General features: G+C 45.5%; 12 protein-coding genes and 2 tRNA genes. 12 read left to right on the top strand and 2 right to left on the bottom strand.

Annotated elements, in window-relative coordinates; genetic code table 11:
- The first annotated feature begins 38 nt into the window (after nucleotides 1–38).
- The 5 genes from KTR07_RS16055 (at nucleotide 39) to KTR07_RS16035 (ending at nucleotide 8,027) form a co-directional block, all read left to right on the top strand.
- On the top strand, nucleotides 39–2,015 hold the full coding sequence (locus KTR07_RS16055; protein ID WP_008760786.1) for a GxGYxYP domain-containing protein: 1,977 nt from the start codon (nucleotides 39–41) through the stop codon (nucleotides 2,013–2,015).
- A 33-nt stretch (nucleotides 2,016–2,048) separates the two neighbouring features.
- Nucleotides 2,049–3,179, top strand: coding sequence for a DUF4972 domain-containing protein (locus KTR07_RS16050; protein ID WP_217315460.1), 1,131 nt, complete (start codon nucleotides 2,049–2,051; stop codon nucleotides 3,177–3,179).
- A gap of 26 nt (nucleotides 3,180–3,205) precedes the next feature.
- The gene (locus KTR07_RS16045) at nucleotides 3,206–4,348 is read left to right on the top strand and encodes a DUF4972 domain-containing protein (RefSeq protein WP_217315459.1); all 1,143 of its coding nucleotides are present in this window, start codon (nucleotides 3,206–3,208) and stop codon (nucleotides 4,346–4,348) included.
- 74 nt (nucleotides 4,349–4,422) lie between these two features.
- Complete coding sequence (locus KTR07_RS16040) at nucleotides 4,423–5,571, top strand: endo-alpha-mannosidase (protein ID WP_011108998.1); 1,149 nt, start codon at nucleotides 4,423–4,425, stop codon at nucleotides 5,569–5,571.
- A gap of 80 nt (nucleotides 5,572–5,651) precedes the next feature.
- Complete coding sequence (locus KTR07_RS16035; protein WP_195567811.1) at nucleotides 5,652–8,027, top strand: DUF2339 domain-containing protein; 2,376 nt, start codon at nucleotides 5,652–5,654, stop codon at nucleotides 8,025–8,027.
- An 81-nt stretch (nucleotides 8,028–8,108) separates the two neighbouring features.
- Here KTR07_RS16035 and trpS read toward each other — a convergent pair whose 3' ends face one another.
- Complete coding sequence (gene trpS, locus KTR07_RS16030; RefSeq protein ID WP_008760790.1) at nucleotides 8,109–9,209, bottom strand: tryptophan--tRNA ligase; 1,101 nt, start codon at nucleotides 9,207–9,209, stop codon at nucleotides 8,109–8,111.
- Nucleotides 9,210–9,639: 430 nt separating this feature from the next.
- Here trpS and carB point away from each other — a divergent pair, with 430 nt between their 5' ends.
- A complete protein-coding gene (carB, locus tag KTR07_RS16025) occupies nucleotides 9,640–12,861 on the top strand; it encodes a carbamoyl-phosphate synthase (glutamine-hydrolyzing) large subunit (RefSeq protein ID WP_008760792.1) in 3,222 nt (1,073 codons plus the stop codon).
- An 834-nt stretch (nucleotides 12,862–13,695) separates the two neighbouring features.
- Here the strand turns inward: carB and KTR07_RS16020 are convergent.
- Entirely contained in the window at nucleotides 13,696–15,681 is a 1,986-nt protein-coding gene (locus tag KTR07_RS16020; RefSeq protein WP_061473946.1) for a family 20 glycosylhydrolase, read from the bottom strand.
- A gap of 146 nt (nucleotides 15,682–15,827) precedes the next feature.
- On the opposite strand from KTR07_RS16020, the gene yaaA reads away from it, so the two are divergent.
- The 6 genes from yaaA to KTR07_RS15990 all read left to right on the top strand — a co-directional run bounded on the left by yaaA (nucleotide 15,828) and on the right by KTR07_RS15990 (nucleotide 20,626).
- Nucleotides 15,828–16,601, top strand: a complete 774-nt coding sequence (yaaA, locus tag KTR07_RS16015) for a peroxide stress protein YaaA (protein ID WP_008764139.1) — start codon at nucleotides 15,828–15,830, stop codon at nucleotides 16,599–16,601.
- Between the two features lie 5 nt (nucleotides 16,602–16,606).
- A complete protein-coding gene (locus KTR07_RS16010) occupies nucleotides 16,607–17,158 on the top strand; it encodes a sugar O-acetyltransferase (protein ID WP_008764140.1) in 552 nt (183 codons plus the stop codon).
- A 235-nt stretch (nucleotides 17,159–17,393) separates the two neighbouring features.
- A tRNA-Val gene (locus KTR07_RS16005) sits at nucleotides 17,394–17,468 on the top strand.
- Between the two features lie 32 nt (nucleotides 17,469–17,500).
- Nucleotides 17,501–17,575, top strand: a tRNA-Val gene (locus tag KTR07_RS16000).
- A gap of 139 nt (nucleotides 17,576–17,714) precedes the next feature.
- A complete protein-coding gene (gene purB, locus KTR07_RS15995) occupies nucleotides 17,715–19,061 on the top strand; it encodes an adenylosuccinate lyase (RefSeq protein WP_008764141.1) in 1,347 nt (448 codons plus the stop codon).
- A 74-nt stretch (nucleotides 19,062–19,135) separates the two neighbouring features.
- A complete protein-coding gene (locus KTR07_RS15990) occupies nucleotides 19,136–20,626 on the top strand; it encodes a pseudouridine synthase (RefSeq protein WP_008760797.1) in 1,491 nt (496 codons plus the stop codon).
- The last annotated feature ends 7 nt before the right edge of the window (nucleotides 20,627–20,633 follow it).

The following is a 20,633-nucleotide window of genomic DNA, read 5'->3' as shown; positions in this document are numbered from 1 at the left end:
AGTCAGAATAATAATATTAAAATCTAAAATATAACACAATGAAAAAGATGATTGTACTCACCAGTCTATGGTCGTTTTTATTTATCTTTTCCTTTTCAATGTTCGGTTGCAGCGAGGATGACGATGAATTTGGAACAACGGCCGAAAGAGGAAATGAAGTCCGTACTCCCCGTGTGGAGGAGATCAATGGAAAAGCAGTGGTCACCTGGATTGATCCTTATATTACGGATATCAAGGAGGTGCAGGTAAAGGATTTGCAGACTAATGAGCAACAGACGGTTGCCAAAGGAGTGCAGAGCGCGGAATTTGCGATTACGGACAATAGCCTGTTGTCTTACCGATATGAAATGAAAGTTGTCAGAACGACCGGAGAGATGTCTGCCGGAGTGACTGCCCGTCTGGTGAAGAACTGGGCGCAAAAGCTGCATCCTTTGATGGATTATCATAGTGATGCGACTCCTCAAAGTGGTATGTTCTTTAAGAATCAGCCGGTGGCGAAAGTGAATGTATTCGATATTCGTGATGACGAAAATATATCGAAGCTGACCACTGCTGTCATGCAGGGAGTGATTAACCAGGAACAGGCACTGACTTATCTGATCTGGTTACAGCAGGATTTGACGCAGCTGGATGATGCCGAAGTGCAGTATGAGATGCAGCCTTTGGCGAATACTTCCCGCAACAGAGGCTTTGCGGCATTATATAATATGTATAAAGACCGCTTCAACTGCCTGGTAGTCTGGGATGAGAATCAGCCTTGGTCATGGAGTATGGCACAGATGATTTCGTCACAGGAGAAAGGCATTCCGGTTACGGAATCCATGAGAAAGTTTATAGAGGACGAGCTGGGAATAGGAAATCTGGAAGTTAGGGATATACGTAACCAATGGTCGTCAAAGGCAGAAGCTTATGGCTGGGCGATAGCGCACTATGCCGACAAATGCCATCCGAAGCTAACTTTCTCCGGTGGATTGCGGAGTGATTATAAAGATAATCCGTGGAGAATGTACGATTACGTAGCTGCTTCTAAAGGCTTTGTCTTCTGGTTGGACGACTCTAATGGAGATGACAAACAGATCATGGATAATATCTTCAATAGCGGATCTTATCCGGTGGGTTCTTCGGTATTTGGTTATGGAATGAATGCCAATGGCGACGAACTGAACAAGATTACCAACATCCATAATGCAGGATTTGTAGTGAGTGACTATTATGCGAATGGCAGTTATTGGTGCAGTTTCCCGAGCAAAGCCTTCCAGCAGCGTAAAGGGATAGCCGGAGAAGTGAAGCCGGGTAAGATATATGTCGCTATCAGTCTGAGTGACGGAGACAATATTCAGTTTGATGCAAATTCTCTTTATCAGATATTCAAGGAAGGAAAGCGCAGAGGCGAAGTTCCCGTAGGAGTGACTTTGGCGGCAGGCTTACAGGAATTGAATCCGAAGCTACTTGAATTTTACTATAAGAATATGACTCCGAACGATGAATTGACGGCAGGGCCTTCCGGTTTCCAGTTTATCTATGGTGATTATTATGCGCAGAGCGGTAAATATGCGGAATGGCTGGAAATGAACAAGAAGTGGTTATCCACTGCCGGTTTCCACACGGCGCATCTCTGGAATACAGACGAGCAGATGTATTTCGAACAATACATGAAGAGCAAGGCTGTCGATGCGATTATGGACGGATCTAACCGGACACATACCACAGGCTCATCTTACAAATTGGTAGATGGCGTGGTGCGTATTGATCAGGGGACTATGTGCCGCAATAATGGAGACGTATACCGTGATCTGATGTCTGTATCTCCCAGCCCGCGGCGTCCTTTATTCCGGCATGTCTATCTGTTGACCAACTATTACGGATTTGAAGGAAATAAAGTGGTAGTGTACGAGAGACTGATCAAGGAACTCGAACGGGTTGAACAGGATTGTCCGGATACGTATGAATTTATGCTCCCGATGGATTTGGCCGCTTCTATCAGGAAGTACATAGAAGAAGGCGGTATTTATTAAAGGAATTATAAACGAATCTAAAACAAATGAGATATGAAAAATAGATATAGTATCCGGTTACTGGTTATAGTCTTTCTTTCGGCTTTCGCTATGGGTATCTGCTACTCATGTTCGGATGATGACGGAGAAGGAGTGAAGGTATATGAGTATCGTGAACAGATAGGCAAGAAGATAAAAGTGTTGACCGACCTGCAGGCTGAATCCCAGTTCGGGCTTCGGGAAGGAATGTATCCTGAAACAAGCCGGGCGATTCTGGAAGATGCGATAGCCAAGCTGAAAGATTTCCTTCAGACGATAAAAGAAGCGGGAGTGGCGGAAGCTCAGATTCCCGAAGAGACAGCCAGACTGCTGAAAGAATCGGACGAAAAGATAGCTGAGTTTAAAGCGACTGTCCGGACGGAAGACTTACTGGTTCCGGCAGAGCTGGAAGTAAGCGGAAAGAATGGCGGATATATTGACTTTGGCGCTCATCCGGAGTATTCCACATTCGGTGAAGTTGGCAAGCAGGCATTTACTGTTGAGTTTTGGGTAAAGCTGAAGGATGTAGAAGGCTTCTTCTATCTGATCTCTACCTTTACGGATGATGATACGAACAATCACGAGCGCAAAGGCTGGTGCGTGAATAGCTACAACTATGGTGGCAACAACATGCGTATGACATACGGAATGGGCTTTAATGACCTGATGGAACCTGCCTTCGGATTTACCACCATTAATGAGTGGGTACACTTGGCTGTGGTGACGGATGAAACCGGAGTAGACGGCGAGATGAATGGAGGCAGACCTGTCATGACCAAAATGTATATGAACGGTGAACTGAAACTGTCGACCACTTCTCATCAGGATGCTTCCAAACCATACGCTTCTAACGACAGCAATGTCCCGATGGTGGCATTTGGCGGCATGAGTGCTACAGGCAACCGTATCGGTGATAAAGGTGCTAACGGAAGTATGAAACATCTGCATATCTGGCGTGCCGCCAAGACTCAGGATGAAATCCGCCGGTTGATGGAGCATCCGGAGAATGTGACGGGCGAAGAGGACGATTTGGTTTGCGGATGGACTTTCGCGAAGATGGCGCTTGACGACCAGGAAATTAAAGACTTGACCGGAAAGTATACGGCAAAGCTGGTCGGAGACTATAAGTGGATTGAATTAGAATGATACGAAACAGAAAATACAGGATAGATATGAAAAATAACTATTTATATAATTGGGTAGTGATAGTGTTTATGATGCTTCAGATGCTGGCATTTACTTCTTGTTCTGATGATGATGACAATAGCGGCTGGCCGACGGAAACGGACAAGACCGAAATCTTCATAGAGCGCTTCAGTACATTGGTGACTAACCTGACTGCGCTGCGGGATGGAGCTACATATGGCGAACTGAAAGATAACTATCCGGTATCCAGTAAAGCCATGCTGGATGATGAGATTGCTTATCTGGAGGAAACGATCGCTAAACTGAAAGAAGGAAACAAAAAGTTGGCTGACAGTGAAGCCGACCGCATTATCCGTGAAGCTAACCAGATAGAGAAGAACTTCAGAGCGACCAGACGTACCGAAGACTTTTTACCGATTTCCGCTGAACTGTTGGTCAACGGAAAGAATGGCGGATACATTGATTTTGGTGTTCATCTGGAGTATTCAGCTTTCGGCGAGCAGGGGCAACAAGCATTCACAGTCGAGTTCTGGGTGAAGCTGACAGATGTGGACGAATATCTCAATAGCTTTGTATTCTTGCTTTCCACCTTTACGGATGATGATACGAAAGATCACGAGCGTAAAGGATGGGCGGTAAACAGTCACTTCGGCAGATTACGTATGACGTATGGTATAGGCTATAGTGACTTGTTTGAACCGGGCTTCTCGTTCAGCACACTAAATCAGTGGGTTCATGTGGCAGTTGTCACTAACGAGAACGGAGTGGACGGAGAAATCAGAGACGGAATCCCGGTGATGACTAAGATTTACGTCAACGGTCAGTTGATGTTGTCGGAAAGAGGCCGGGATGACCGTTTGCCATATACTTCGAATGATAAGGAAGTGGCTATGGTTGCCTTTACCGGACTTAGCGCAACAGCCAACCGTATCGGAGAAAAGAGCACCAATGGATGTATGCGTCATCTGCATATCTGGAAATCGGCGAAGACACAGGCCGAAATACAACATCTGATGGATACTCCGGAATCCGTGACTGGAAGCGAATCGGATCTGGTATGCGGATGGACATTGAATAAGACTGTTTCGGATAACAATAACATCAAAGATCTGACGGGCAAATTCTCAGCCAGGCTGATCGGAGATTTTCAATGGGTAGAGAATAGATAATTGTTTTACGAACCGGGTAGTTCCCAAGGCCGTCGGATAGCTGGCTTTGGGACTACTTTCTTAAACAAACGAACATGAGGAAAGAACTTGTTTTTGTTTTATTGGCATTATTTCTGTGTGCCGGCTGTAACGGTAACAAAAAGAAAATGAACGGTGAACACGATTTGGATGCGGCAAACATTACGTTGGATGACCATACGATCAGTTTTTATTATAATTGGTATGGAAATCCGTCAGTGGATGGAGAAATGAAGCACTGGATGCACCCGATAGCCCTTGCTCCGGGACATTCGGGAGATGTCGGTGCCATATCCGGACTTAATGATGACATCGCCTGTAATTTTTATCCGGAGCTCGGAACGTACAGCAGCAATGATCCTGAAATCATTCGGAAACATATCCGGATGCATATAAAAGCGAATGTCGGTGTACTGTCTGTCACTTGGTGGGGAGAAAGCGATTATGGCAACCAAAGTGTGTCTCTCCTGCTGGATGAGGCTGCAAAAGTAGGGGCAAAGGTGTGCTTTCATATAGAGCCTTTTAATGGACGCAGCCCGCAAACGGTAAGGGAGAATATTCAATATATAGTGGATACTTATGGTGATCACCCGGCTTTTTACCGTACGCACGGCAAACCTCTTTTCTTTATCTATGATTCTTATCTGATCAAACCTGCCGAGTGGGCGAAGTTGTTTGCTGCCGGGGGAGAGATAAGTGTGCGTAATACCAAGTACGACGGTCTTTTTATTGGTCTGACATTGAAGGAAAGCGAGTTGCCCGACATTGAGACAGCGTGCATGGATGGCTTTTACACTTACTTTGCCGCAACAGGTTTCACAAATGCTTCTACTCCGGCCAACTGGAAATCCATGCAGCAATGGGCAAAGGCACATAATAAATTGTTTATTCCGAGTGTCGGTCCGGGATATATTGATACCCGGATTCGTCCTTGGAACGGAAGTACCACCCGAGACCGTGAGAATGGAAAATATTACGATGATATGTATAAAGCTGCCATAGAAAGCGGTGCTTCTTATATTTCGATTACGTCTTTCAATGAATGGCATGAAGGAACTCAGATAGAGCCGGCTGTCTCAAAGAAGTGCGATGCTTTTGAATATTTGGATTATAAACCATTGGCTGATGATTACTATTTGATAAGAACTGCCTATTGGGTAGATGAATTCCGGAAAGCAAGATCTGCTTCGGAAGATGTTCAATAATATGCTATATCTTGTCGGTTTTGCCCATTTGTAATTAAAATGTTCTATATTTGTGATACATAACTCAAATATAGAACATTATGGGTGAACTTTATGGCACATGTGCATTGCTTGCTGCAGTGTTGTTTTTTGTTCTGCTGCAAAAGTTTGAAAGCCGGTTCGGCAAGGTAGACAAAGAGCTTGGCGAGATAAAGAAACGAATGGACGACCTGCTCAAAGCTCAGGAGAAAATGGCTTCCGGCCCTGTAAGGGCCAAAGAGGATGTAACGGCAGAGACTTTGGACAATACGGATATACTGCCTTATGTAACAGAAGAATTGCCCGATTCGACAGTGACAGCCTTGAAGGAAGAGAAAGCTGTCGAAGAAAAAGCTGTTGAAGGCATACAGCCCATTATGGCGGAAACTACACCGCAGAAATTAAACGCTTCCCTTGAAAAAGAATCTGCTGAGGCCACTTTGCAGGAAACTTCTCCAGAGGCTCCTCTCGAAATACCGTCTGTTTCCAAACGGAAGCAGGTTAATTATGAAAAGTTTATCGGTGAAAATCTTTTCGGTAAGATTGGTATTCTTGTATTCGTCATCGGAGTCGGCTTCTTCGTAAAATATGCCATTGATAAAGACTGGATTAACGAAACATTGCGTACCGTACTTGGTTTCCTGACCGGCTCCGCATTGCTGGTGGTTGCCGAACGCCTGCAAAAGAAGTACCGCACATTCAGTTCCTTGCTTGCGGGTGGCGCCTTTGCCGTTTTCTATCTCACAGTCGCCATTGCCTTTCATTTTTATCACCTTTTTCCTCAGACGGTTGCTTTTACTATTCTGATAGCTATAACGCTGTTCATGTCTATCCTGTCCATTCTGTATGACAGGCGCGAACTGGCTATCATCTCACTTGTCGGGGGATTTCTGGCACCTTTCCTTGTTAGCACCGGGAATGGTAACTACTTGGTACTGTTCACTTATATGAGTATCTTGAATCTTGGAATGTTCGGACTGTCCATCTATATGAAATGGGGAGAACTTCCGGTGATTGCATTTGTTTTTACTTATGTGGTAATGGGAATCTTCCTGTTGACAGGCTTTACTACAGGATCGACACATATTTCCGTCCATCTCTTCATCTTTGCGACGCTGTTTTATTTCATCTTCCTCCTGCCGATATTATCGATACTCCGGATAGAAGCCGTGAAAAAGAACAGGGGATTGCTGCTGGTCATCATAACCAACAATTTCATTTATCTGTTATTAGGAATCCTGTTCCTGCGTAATATGGGACTGCCGTTTAAATCGGAAGGATTACTGAGTTTATTGATCGCTATCATCAATTTAGTTTTAGTCATCTGGCTACGGATGAGCAAGAAAGATTATAAGTTCCTCATTTATGCGATGTTGGGACTGGTACTGACATTTGTCTCCATCACTATACCTATTCAGCTGGATGGAAATTATATCACGCTGTTCTGGGCAGCGGAAATGGTGCTGCTGTTATGGCTTTACGTAAAATCGAAGATTGGAGTATACGAACGTGCAACACAGGTATTGATGGGACTGACCCTTGTTTCATATCTGATGGATATATATAATGTACTGATGACCTCTTCCTCCTCCGAAACCATTTTCCTGAACAGTTCTTTTGCTACTTCCCTGTTTGTCGGTCTGGCCACCGGAGCATTCGCTTTACTGATGGGGCGTTACCGTTCTCTCTTTACCGAAGCCCGTTATCTGAGATACACTCCCTGGAATTCGATCATGCTTCTTGCTGCTGCCGCCATCCTCTATTATACATTTATGGCAGAGTTTGCCTTGCACTTGGCAGGAGCTACAAGAAGCGGAATGATGCTGGCGTTTACTTCTGCTGCCATCTTTATCCTTAGCTATACTTTCAAAAAGCGCTTCCCGATAAAACAATACACAATCCCTTATCTGACAGCTATGGGAATGAACGTGCTGATCTATGTGATCAATATATGGGGAGACCAGTGGGTATACACGAGCCTGACTCCTGCTTTGCTCCGATGGTTTGCGGCAGCGTTTGTTATAGCTAATCTGTACTACGTTGCCCGTCAATACTATACATTAATAGGATTGAAAACTCCTTTCACCGTTTATCTGAATGTCTTGGCGCTCTTCCTTTGGCTGACGATGGCACGTTCTTTCCTCCTGCAAGCAGGAGTAGAAGATTTCGATGCCGGCTTCTCCGTTTCACTGAGTATCGCAGGATTTATTCAAATGGCACTGGGTATGCGTCTGCATCAGAAAGTACTGCGAATCATCAGTCTTTCAACTTTTGGAATCGTCCTGTTGAAGCTGATTCTGAAAGACTTATGGGCAATGCCAACAATCGGTAAGATCATTGTATTTATCATTTTAGGATTGATCCTGCTGATCCTCTCATTCCTTTATCAGAAACTAAAAGACGTACTCTTTAAAAATGATGAAGATGAAACTGATTGAGCAGACTATATAATAAAGTAAAGGCTGCCTGTTCGAAAGTGGACGGCAGCCTTTACTTTATTATATTCGTCTTTATTATCTTTATTCCTGTGAAGCCGCGAAGCGTTTCACCTGCTCTTCAATCAGTTCTTTGTCATCGAAATAGTTGATCTTCATAGCCTTCTTCACATCCGCCAATGTTTCGGCAGCGGCAGCTCTGGCTACTTCGCATCCTTTTTGTAGCATCTCGTAAACGGCAGGAATATCCTTGCTGAACTCTTTACGACGATTGCGGATCGGTTCCAGTGTTTCCTGCATGATAGCGTTCAGGAAGCGTTTTACCTTCACATCACCCAGTCCACCGCGTTGATAATGCGCTTTCAGTTCATCCAGATTCGGATAATCCGGCAGATAGCGTTCGAAGTGTTCCGGACGGCAGAAAGCATCCAGGTATGTAAATACGGTATTACCTTCAATCTTGCCCGGATCCTGTACGCGGAGGTGTCCCGGATCGGTATACATACTCATGATTTTCTTCTGAATTTCTTCCGGTTCTTCCGACAGGTAGATACAGTTGCCGAGTGATTTACTCATCTTGGCTTTGCCGTCCGTTCCCGGCAGACGCAGGCAGGCAGCGTTGTCCGGCAACAGGATTTCCGGTTCTACCAGCGTTTCGCCATAGATATAGTTGAAACGGCGGACGATTTCACGAGCCTGTTCGAGCATCGGTTCCTGGTCTTCACCGACGGGGACGGTGGTTGCCCGGAAGGCAGTAATGTCCGCAGCCTGACTGATAGGATAAGTGAAGAACCCTACAGGGATGCTTGCCTCAAAGTTACGCATCTGTATTTCTGATTTCACAGTCGGGTTACGTTGTAAGCGGGATACGCTTACGAGGTCCATATAGTAGAAACTAAGTTCGCAAAGTTCCGGAATCTGTGACTGGATGAAGATGGTAGCCTTGGACGGGTCTATTCCACATGCCAGATAGTCAAGAGCAACCTCAATTACATTTTGACGTACCTTCTCCGGATTATCTATATTGTCCGTCAACGCTTGTGAATCGGCAATAAAGATAAACATCTTACTATAATCACCTGCATCTTGCAGGTCAACTCTGCGCTTCAATGAACCTACATAGTGTCCGATATGAAGTCTCCCGGTAGGGCGGTCACCGGTGAGTATGATTTTTTCTTTTCCCATTGTTGTTACCTTATTATAATAGATTTAGCGACAAAGATAAGGATAAAAAATGAAAGATGCGTCAAAATGGAGCTACTTCGTTACTAATGCTTACTATTGCTGGCTTTTGGTATCAGATGGCAGGGGGACGGTGCCTGTTTTCACAGCAACAAAGCAAATAAAAGAGAATATTCTTCTTCAAATTCTTTGTAGTTTTAGAAATATGTCGTTACTTTGCACAAATTTTGAAATCGACAATGAATCAACAAGAAATAAGAAGTAAGTATTATCTACATTCGGATGTTTTCCACCCGGAATCAACAACCTTCTTCTTTTTTCTCCAAAAACGATATTTTAGTTCTTTGGTAATGCGTTAATCCTTTTACGAGGGTAACGCATTTTTTTTATTGGCAAAACTTAGAAATAACAACTTACTATAACAACAAAAGAAATGGAAAAGGAAATCAAGAAAGTTCTCGTTTTGGGTTCTGGAGCACTCAAAATCGGACAAGCCGGAGAATTTGACTACTCAGGCTCACAAGCACTGAAAGCTTTGAAAGAAGAAGGTATCAGCTCAGTATTGGTAAACCCGAACATCGCAACCATTCAGACTTCTGAAGGAATTGCCGATAAAGTGTATTTCCTTCCCGTAACTACTTATTTCGTAGAAGAGATTATCAAGAAAGAACGTCCCGACGGCATCCTGCTGGCATTTGGCGGACAGACTGCATTGAACTGCGGCGCCGAACTGTACACACAAGGTATTCTTGATAAATATGGAGTGAAAGTACTCGGTACATCGGTAGAAGCTATCATGTACACGGAAGACCGTGACCTGTTCGTGAAGAAACTGGATGAAATCAATATGAAGACTCCGGTAAGTCAGGCGGTAGAAAGCATGGAGGATGCCATCGCTGCTGCCCGCAAGATCGGTTATCCGGTGATGGTACGTTCGGCTTACGCGTTGGGAGGTCTGGGTAGCGGTATCTGCGCTAACGAAGAAGAATTCCTGAAACTGGCCGAAAGCTCTTTCGCCTTCTCCAAGCAGATCCTGGTAGAAGAATCTCTGAAAGGCTGGAAAGAAATCGAGTTCGAAGTGATCCGCGACGCGAACGACCACTGCTTCACTGTAGCCAGCATGGAAAACTTCGACCCGCTGGGTATCCACACCGGTGAATCTATTGTAGTAGCTCCGACTTGCTCATTGGACGACAAAGAACTGAAACTGTTGCAGGAACTGTCTACGAAATGTATCCGTCACCTCGGCATCGTAGGTGAATGTAACATCCAGTATGCGTTCAACTCAGATACGGACGACTACCGTGTGATCGAAGTAAATGCTCGTCTGAGTCGTTCTTCCGCGCTGGCATCCAAGGCTACCGGTTATCCGCTGGCATTCGTTGCCGCCAAGATCGCATTGGGTTACTCACTCGACCAGATCGGTGAAATGGGCACTCCGAACTCTGCATATCTTGCTCCGCAACTGGACTACTATATCTGTAAAATCCCTCGTTGGGACTTGACGAAATTCGCCGGTGTATCCCGCGAAATCGGTTCAAGCATGAAGTCGGTAGGTGAAATCATGTCTATCGGCCGCTCTTTCGAAGAAATCATCCAGAAAGGTCTTCGTATGATCGGACAAGGCATGCACGGTTTTGTCGGTAATGACGATGTACACTTCGACGACCTTGACAAAGAACTTTCACGTCCGACAGACTTGCGTATCTTCTCTATCGCACAAGCTATGGAAGAAGGATATTCCATCGACCGCATCCACGAACTGACTAAGATCGATCCTTGGTTCCTCGGCAAGCTGAAGAACATTGTTGACTACAAGGCAAAACTGTCTACATATAATAAGGTGGAAGATATTCCGGCTGACGTGATGCGCGAAGCTAAAATTCTTGGTTTCTCTGACTTCCAGATTGCCCGCTTCGTACTGAACCCGACCGGCAACATGGAAAAGGAAAATCTGGCAGTACGCGCTCACCGTAAAGCCCTGGGCATCCTTCCGGCAGTAAAACGTATCAATACGGTTGCTTCCGAACATCCGGAACTGACTAACTACCTGTATATGACTTATGCAGTAGAAGGTTATGATGTAAACTATTATAAGAATGAGAAATCAGTAGTCGTACTGGGTTCGGGCGCTTACCGTATCGGTAGCTCGGTTGAATTTGACTGGTGCTCGGTGAACGCCGTTCAGACTGCCCGCAAACTGGGTTACAAGTCTATCATGATCAACTACAACCCCGAAACGGTTTCTACTGACTACGATATGTGCGACCGTCTGTACTTCGACGAACTCTCTTTCGAACGTGTACTTGACGTGATCGACCTTGAACAACCGCGCGGTGTGATCGTATCCGTAGGCGGACAGATTCCGAACAATCTGGCTATGAAGTTGTATCGCCAGTCAGTTCCTGTACTGGGTACTTCTCCGGTTTCCATCGACCGTGCCGAAAACCGTAACAAGTTCTCGGCAATGCTCGACCAGCTTGGCATCGACCAGCCGGCTTGGATGGAACTGACCAGCCTTGAAGAAGTGAAGGGATTTGTAGAAAAAGTAGGTTATCCGGTATTGGTTCGTCCTTCTTACGTACTCTCGGGTGCGGCTATGAACGTTTGCTACGATGACGAAGAGCTGGAAAACTTCCTGAAGATGGCTGCCGAAGTATCTAAAGAATATCCGGTAGTTGTTTCTCAGTTCCTCGAAAATACAAAGGAAATTGAGTTCGACGCGGTAGCTCAGAACGGTGAAGTGGTTGAATACGCTATTTCCGAGCACGTAGAATTTGCCGGTGTACACTCCGGTGACGCTACACTGGTATTCCCAGCACAGAAGATTTACTTTGCAACTGCCCGCCGCATCAAGAAGATCAGCCGTCAGATTGCTAAAGAACTGAATATCTCCGGTCCGTTCAACATCCAGTTCCTTGCCCGCAACAACGAGGTGAAGGTAATTGAATGTAACCTGCGTGCTTCCCGTAGCTTCCCGTTCGTATCTAAGGTGCTGAAACGCAACTTTATCGAAACAGCTACCCGCATCATGCTGGATGCTCCGTACAGCCAGCCGGACAAGACTGCGTTCGACATCGATTGGATCGGTGTGAAAGCTTCTCAGTTCTCTTTCTCCCGTCTTCACAAGGCTGACCCTGTTTTGGGCGTGGATATGTCTTCTACCGGTGAAGTAGGTTGTATCGGCGACGATTTCTCTGAAGCATTGCTGAACGCAATGATCGCTACAGGATTCAAGATTCCGGAAAAGGCGGTGATGTTCTCTTCCGGTGCTATGAAGTCTAAAGTAGATTTGCTGGATGCGAGCCGTATGTTGTTTGCCAAGGGATATCAGATTTATGCTACTGCCGGAACGGCTGCATTCCTAAATGCTCACGGTGTAGAAACGACTCCGGTTTACTGGCCGGATGAAAAACCGGGTGCTGAAAACAACGTGATGAAGATGATCGCTGACCATAAGTTCGACTTGATCGTCAACATTCCGAAGAACCACAGCAAACGTGAGTTGACGAATGGTTACCGTATCCGTCGTGGTGCTATCGACCATAACATTCCGTTGATCACCAATGCCCGTCTGGCAAGTGCTTTCATCGAAGCATTCTGTGAACTGAAACTGAGTGATATTCAGATTAAGAGCTGGCAGGAATATAAATAAACTGCTTTAGCTGTATATATATTGAGGAGACTCTCTCTTTGGCATACCAAAGAGGGAGTCTCTTCTTTTGTAGATATGACTCTTCTTTTTGTTTGTTGTCTGCGGTGTAATGAGTCGTAAGATAGTGCTAATGTTCTCTTCAGCTCCTTATATACTTGCTTTTTCCTATAAGGAAAGTAGGAATAGAGTGCCGTTCTCTTTAGCTCTTCACGGCCGTGAACAGGTCTGCTCATGTCCGTGATCAACTCTTGTCACGACTGTGAACAATGCTTGCCACGGCCGTGAACAACTAAAGAGATCGGTGTCTTAATGAAACAATAAAGGCACTATAAGAGAAAGATACCGGTAGTATACGGTATTTGTTGCATAGGATCAGGACTCGGATGAAGTAGGCTTGATGGGGAGATAGCAGTAGGTGAGATGAACAGTGAGATTGGGAGGGAAGTGACAATAAAATGTATGAATGCAGCTATTGTCACCGTATTATCACCGCTTATTATCACCGATGATATGTTTATAATCAGTTAGTTAACTTCGAAAAGTGATAAGTGACAATAAAAAAGCGTTTTATTGCTTAGGGAAGAAACGTTTGTGTAGCTTTTGGTTATACAGGTTTGAATTGATTCGTAACGGTTCAAAAATGAATGAAACAGTAGTATCTCCATTGGGGGCACCCCCATTTTAAGATACTATTACTATCATTTTGCTCAAATCCGTACGTAAATGAAATGAATGATTGTGCTTCTTCCAGAAGCGGATTACACAGATTGATACGGTTTTTGGTAGATTGTACCGCTAAAAAAATGTGAAATCTGTGTAATCCGTATCTAAATCTTATGGTTTGCTTACGCAATAATTGTATACTTTCAGATTCTGTACCTTACTATTAAAGTTTCCTGCTTTCTCCAGCGGGAAAACTAGTGTACGTACATAGTTCATTGAATCTTTTCCCGCATTAAAGTAAAGTTTCTGCGTATTCATTTCATCAACCACTTTACCGTTGACTCTCAGCGTTGTACTGCAATTGTCTCCTTCTATCTGAATTGTTGCTTTTTCTCCTGGATTCACTTTGTAGGGGAAGGTATTCAGATAGCCGTCGCGTGCAAATCCCATCATCCCCCGAATAGGGTCTGACAGATAGAATACGGCGTTAGGCGAACGGAACAATTCGGTTCCTTCACTTTCTTTTGCTCCGGTAATGTCGAAACTGACAGTGTAATTATAGCCAATTTCCGGATAATCGGAAGTGCTGCCGGGAGCGACTGTGGAACGTTCGTATACCAATTCCGGCTTTTTGCCGATTCTTGCCAGTTGGTTGACTCCGGGCGCTTCGCTGAGGAGGGCACGTTTTTCATTGAATGTTTCATAAGGAATGCCTGTTTGAGCGCCTGTCCACATCTTTACAGAGAGTGTTTGCAGGGGCGAGAATATACGGTGATGGATGTCTTTCACCGAGATACCGTTGCCGACATGGTCGTTCCAGATGGCAAACATACCGCCAAGAATGGAAGGATGTTTTTCGTCGAATACAGCTTTGCCGATATGGGCGGGTGTCCACTCCTTATATAAGTATGGTTCGTTGAGGTAATCATAATAGTAGCCGGCTTTCGGAACGATATATACCAGTCCGTCCGGAATACTGATCAGTTGATATCCGTCTTTGATCATGGTTGCCGGATCGGCGTATCCGTTGTACCAAGCATTCATGACGACATTTTCTGATTTGACGGGCGTATCGCCTTTGGCATGGCTGAGCGCGCCCCATACAACTGCTTGCTTGCCGAAACCTTCCACAAAACGGATGTAATGGTCGGTGAAAGCACGGAATTTTTCTACCACGTCTTTCTTCGCGTTCGAGTATTCGTCTGTACCGATATGTACACGCTTGCCTACGAATACCGGATTGTCGCCCTCCAGATATTCTTTGAACAGAGCATCTACGAATTCGTAAGTTTCCGGCTTGAATAAGTCGAGGTGATCCATGCCGTACTCCTTGCTTCCGATTTCCGGTTTGTAATGGGTGAGAGCCAGTGAGTGGGCGGGAACGTCAATTTCCGGAATGATTTCCACGAAGTTGGATACCGCCTGTTTCTGGAAGTCGATAAATTCTTTCTTGGAGTACGAGCCGTCACGGGCTGTCAATCCCGGATAAGTCTCTGATTCCAGCCGGAAGGCAGCGTAAGTCTTGTCCCAGTTGTGTTCGAAGTATTGCTTGAATCCATTATCGTTCAGATGGACTTGCAGGGTGTTCATTTTGTAGTAAGCCATGATTTTCACCAAGTCCTGCAGATAAGCCATCGGAATGAACTTACGGCCACAGTCTATCATGAAACCGCGAAGCGGATAATCGGGATAATCACGAATCGTTCCTTGCGGGAGTGAGCGTTCCTGATTTTGTTCCGCCAGTTGCAGGAGTGTGCGTGTGCTCCAGTAAAGACCGGTCGGGGTGGGAGCGGAGATGGCTACACGGTCGGTTATCTTGATGGCGTAACCTTCCTCACCGAGCTTCTTGTCTGCCGACAAGGATAGGACGAAATCGCCGGGCGTGGCTTTGCCTTGTGCTACGCTTAATGTCTGCCCGAACATCTGTTGATAATCGTCGGCAAACATCCGGGCTATTCTCAGTAATTCGGGATTTTGGGAAGTGCAGACGATTCGGGCGTCTTTTCCCGGGGTGAAGTTACCGTCTTTTCCCGTCCATTGTTTGAGTTCGGGGACAACAAACGGTTTCGGGTTGACAGCGGCACGGGTTAAGCTACCCGTCAGACAAAAGATGACCAATAAGGCCAGAACTTTCAAAGATACAAACTTGTTTCTCATAAGGGGGATTTTTGTGTTTTTGTTAATTAATAAATGATTATAGTTAATTATTGGCTGAAAGTAGGCATAATTTGGATATCTGTCAACAAGTGAAGCTATTTATTTTTTATTTTTGTGTTTTTCAAAATGATTAAACCCGATTCAGAATGTTAGTACTTCTATCTTGTGCCAAGACGATGAGTGCGGTGTCGAAGGTGAAAGTCCCTTTGACTACGATCCCCCGTTTTCAGAAGGAAGCGGCGGAAATAGCGTTGCAGATGTCCCAGTTTTCTGTAGACGAATTAGAACGTCTGCTGCGTGTAAACGCAAAGATTGCTGTGGAGAATTATAAACGTTATCAGGCTTTTCATGCGGAAACCACTCCGGAATTGCCTGCTTTGCTGGCGTATACCGGCATTGTATTCAAACGGCTGAATCCGAAGGACTTCTCTGCAGAAGATTTCGGGTATGCGCAGGAACATTTGCGGCTGACTTCTTTCTGTTACGGTCTGTTGCGTCCTTTGGACGTGATTCGTGCTTATCGGCTGGAGGGGGATGTCGTATTGCCGGAATTGGGGAATCAGACTTTGTTTTCTTATTGGCGGTCGCGTCTGACGGATACGTTCATAGAGGACATCCGATCGGCAGGAGGAATCTTGTGTAATCTTGCCAGTGACGAGATGAAAAGCCTGTTTGACTGGAAGCGGGTGGAGAGCGAAGTCCGTGTGGTCACTCCCGAATTTCATGTCTGGAAGAATGGAAAGCTGGCTACGATAGTGGTGTATACCAAGATGTCCCGTGGCGAGATGACACGTTTCATATTGAAAAATAAGATCGGAAATCCGGAGGAACTGAAAGGATTCTCGTGGGAAGGGTTCGAGTTTGACGAATCGCTTTCGGATGAAAGGAAATTGGTATTTATTAATGGGATGGGAGAATAAGGAATATGACAGAAGTAGAGAAGATGCGTAGCAGCCAGTTGGCTGATATGTCCGCGCCGGAGTTGCAGGTGCGTTTTGAGCATGCCAAGAAGTTGCTGGCGATCATGCGCGGGTTGAGCACGTACGATGACGGGTACAGAGAATTGTTGGAAGAACTGGTGCCGGGTATTCCTGAAACTTCGGTGATCTGTCCTCCTTTCCATTGCGATCACGGAGACGGGATAAAGTTGGGCGAACACGTGTTTGTCAATGCCAACTGTACTTTTCTGGACGGAGGGTATATCACAATCGGTGCCCATACGCTAGTCGGTCCTTGCGTACAGATTTATACACCGCATCATCCGATGAATTATCTGGAGCGTCGCGGTTCGAAAGAGTATGCTTATCCGGTTACGATCGGCGAGGATTGCTGGATTGGCGGCGGTGCTGTCATTTGTCCCGGTGTGACGATTGGCAACCGTTGTGTGATAGGAGCGGGAAGCGTCGTGACGAAAGATATTCCTGACGACAGTGTTGCAGTCGGGAATCCGGCGCGCCTTATCCGTAAGCAGGCTTGACCGGGAATCTTATTTCCCGGATTTGAGTGTTCCCACATTGTTGGCTTTATCTTGTTCTGTTTAGTGGACAGGCTTGGAGAAGGGAAAGTTGCATGAAAAAAACTTTTTTCATTATTTGCTGATAATCAGTTGGTTTTTATTTTTGATAAAAAGTTTCTTGAAAAATAATATGCAAAATGTTTGGAGGTTTCAAAAAAAGCCGTACCTTTGCATCGCTTTTGAAACGGAAGTGTACGGGCGCTTAGCTCAGCTGGTTCAGAGCATCTGGTTTACACCCAGAGGGTCGGGGGTTCGAATCCCTCAGCGCCCACAAAGAATACCGAAACACTTCCGTCAACAAAAGGGCGCTTAGCTCAGCTGGTTCAGAGCATCTGGTTTACACCCAGAGGGTCGGGGGTTCGAATCCCTCAGCGCCCACGAAATAGAAGTCTTACGAAGAAATTCGTGAGACTTTTTTTATTTCTTACCGCTTTTATACAAACTTTCTTTATCCTTTTGCCTTATAACTCAGGAAAAAGAGTTAATTTTGCAGTCTGATAATTATCTAAGAAAACGTATGGAACTTGATGTATTAACGGCCATATCTCCGATTGATGGTCGATATAGAGGCAAAACTAAAGCTTTGGCAGCTTATTTCTCTGAATTTGCACTGATTAAATACCGTGTACAGGTAGAGGTGGAATACTTTATCACCTTGTGCGAACTTCCTTTGCCGCAGTTGAAAGGAATCGATAGCAGCGTGTTTGAAACTTTACGGAATATCTACCGTAACTTCTCGGAAGCAGATGCGCAACGCATTAAAGATATCGAAAGTGTAACCAACCATGATGTAAAAGCCGTAGAATATTTCCTGAAAGAAGAATTCGATAAGCTGGGTGGAATGGATGACTATAAAGAATTCATTCACTTCGGACTGACTTCTCAAGACATTAATAATACGTCTGTGCCTCTTTCTATCAAGGAAGCTTTGGATAAAGTCTATTATCCGCTGATCGAAGAACTGATTGCACAACTGAAAACGTATGCAACAGAATGGGCTGAAATCCCGATGCTTGCCAAAACTCATGGGCAACCGGCTTCTCCGACTCGTTTGGGTAAGGAAGTGATGGTATTCGTTTACCGCCTGGAACGTCAGCTGGCTATGCTGAAAGCATGTCCGATCACTGCAAAATTCGGTGGCGCTACCGGAAATTACAATGCTCATCATGTAGCATATCCTCAATATGACTGGAAACAATTCGGTAATCGGTTTGTTGCAGAGAAACTGGGACTGGAGCGCGAAGAATATACCACTCAGATTTCGAACTACGATAACTTGTCTGCTGTCTTTGACGCGATGAAACGTATCAACACCATAATGGTGGATATGAACCGTGACTTCTGGCAGTATATTTCTATGGAATACTTCAAGCAGAAGATCAAAGCCGGTGAGGTAGGATCAAGCGCGATGCCGCATAAAGTGAATCCGATCGACTTTGAAAATGCGGAAGGTAATTTGGGTATCGCAACTTCTATTCTGGAACACCTGGCTGTGAAACTGCCTGTTTCCCGTTTGCAGCGTGACCTGACAGACTCTACGGTGCTCCGTAATGTAGGCGTGCCTTTCGGTCATATCGTGATTGCTATTCAGAGTTCACTGAAAGGACTTCGCAAACTGTTGCTGAACGAACCGGCTATTTACCGTGATTTGGACAACTGCTGGAGCGTAGTGGCTGAGGCAATCCAGACGATTTTACGCCGCGAGGCTTACCCGCGTCCGTATGAAGCATTGAAAGCTTTGACCCGGACCAACCAGGCTATTACAGAAAGTTCTATTAAAGAGTTTATCGAAGGCTTGAACGTAAGCGAAGATATTAAAAAAGAGTTAAGAGCAATTACTCCGCATACATATACGGGACTTTAATTGTTTACTTATACAATAAACGTGTTTTTTTAATAGGCCGTGAGGCCAAAGTCTAATTTTATTCGAATAAAAAAATGAGCACAGAAAACGAAGAATGGCGCGAAAATTCTTACAATGAGGAGAATACAGGTGCCGGCCGTGATGGTAACAAGTCTTACAACAGAGAAGGTGGAGAACGTCCGTATCGTCCTTCTTACAACCGTGAAGGTGGGGATCGTCCGTATCGCCCGCGATTTAATCCGAATAGTGAAGGTGGAGAGCGCCCACAGCGTTCTTATGGTGAACGTTCTTATGATCGCCCCCAACGTCCTTCTTACAATCGTGAAGGTGGAGACCGTCCGTATCGTCCTCGCTTCAATAGCAACAATGAAGGAGGCGAACGTCCGCAACGTCCTTACAACCGCGAAGGTGGTGAACAACGTTCTTATGATCGTCCTCAACGCCCTTCTTACAACCGTGAAGGTGGAGACCGTCCGTATCGTCCGAGATTTAATCCGAACGGCGAAGGTGGCGATCGTCCGCAGCGTCCTTACAATCGTGAAGGTGGCGAGCAACGCTCTTATGGCGACCGTCCGTACCGTCCCCGTTTTAACAGTGGCGAAGGTGGCGACCGTCCTCAGCGTCCTTATAACCGCGAAGGTGGTGATCGTCCATATCGTCCCCGCTTCAACAGTGGTGAAGGTGGTGGCTACCGTAATAACAACGGTGGTGGCTATCGTCCGAGATTTAACAATGACCGTTCGCAGGGTGGCTATCGTCCGCGTCCGCGTACCAGTGATTACGATCCGAATGCTAAGTATAGCATCAAGAAGCAGATTGAGTACAAGGAACAGTTTGTTGATCCGAACGAACCGATTCGTCTGAATAAGTTCTTGGCTAATGCCGGTGTTTGCTCACGTCGCGAAGCTGATGAGTTTATCACAGCAGGTGTGGTTTCTGTAAACGGTGAAGTAGTAACTGAATTGGGTACAAAGATCAAACGCTCGGATGTGGTGAAGTTCCACGATGAACCGGTAAGCATCGAACGTAAGGTATACGTACTGTTGAATAAGCCGAAAGATACGGTTACTACATCGGATGATCCGCAGGAACGCCGCACGGTAATGGATCTGGTAAAAGGCGCTTGCAACGAACGCATTTATCCGGTAGGGCGTCTTGACCGCAACACGACTGGTGTACTTCTGTTGACAAATGACGGTGACCTGGCTTCCAAGCTGACACACCCGAAATTCTTGAAAAAGAAAATATATCATGTTCATCTGGACAAGAACCTGACAAAAGCAGATATGGATCAGATTGCAGCCGGCGTACAGTTGGAAGACGGTGAAATCCATGCAGATGCTATCAGCTACACAGATGATTTCAAGAAAGACCAGGTAGGTATCGAGATTCACTCCGGCAAGAACCGTATCGTTCGCCGTATTTTCGAATCACTGGGATATAAAGTAGTAAAACTCGACCGTGTATTCTTTGCCGGACTGACCAAAAAAGGTCTGCGCCGCGGAGACTGGCGTTACCTGTCGGAAGCAGAAGTAAACTACCTCCGCATGGGGTCGTTTGAGTAATATATAA

Source organism: Bacteroides sp. MSK.20.82 (assembly GCF_019052485.1).
Lineage (GTDB): Bacteria > Bacteroidota > Bacteroidia > Bacteroidales > Bacteroidaceae > Bacteroides > Bacteroides thetaiotaomicron.
This window is presented reverse-complemented; position numbering and strand designations above follow the sequence as displayed.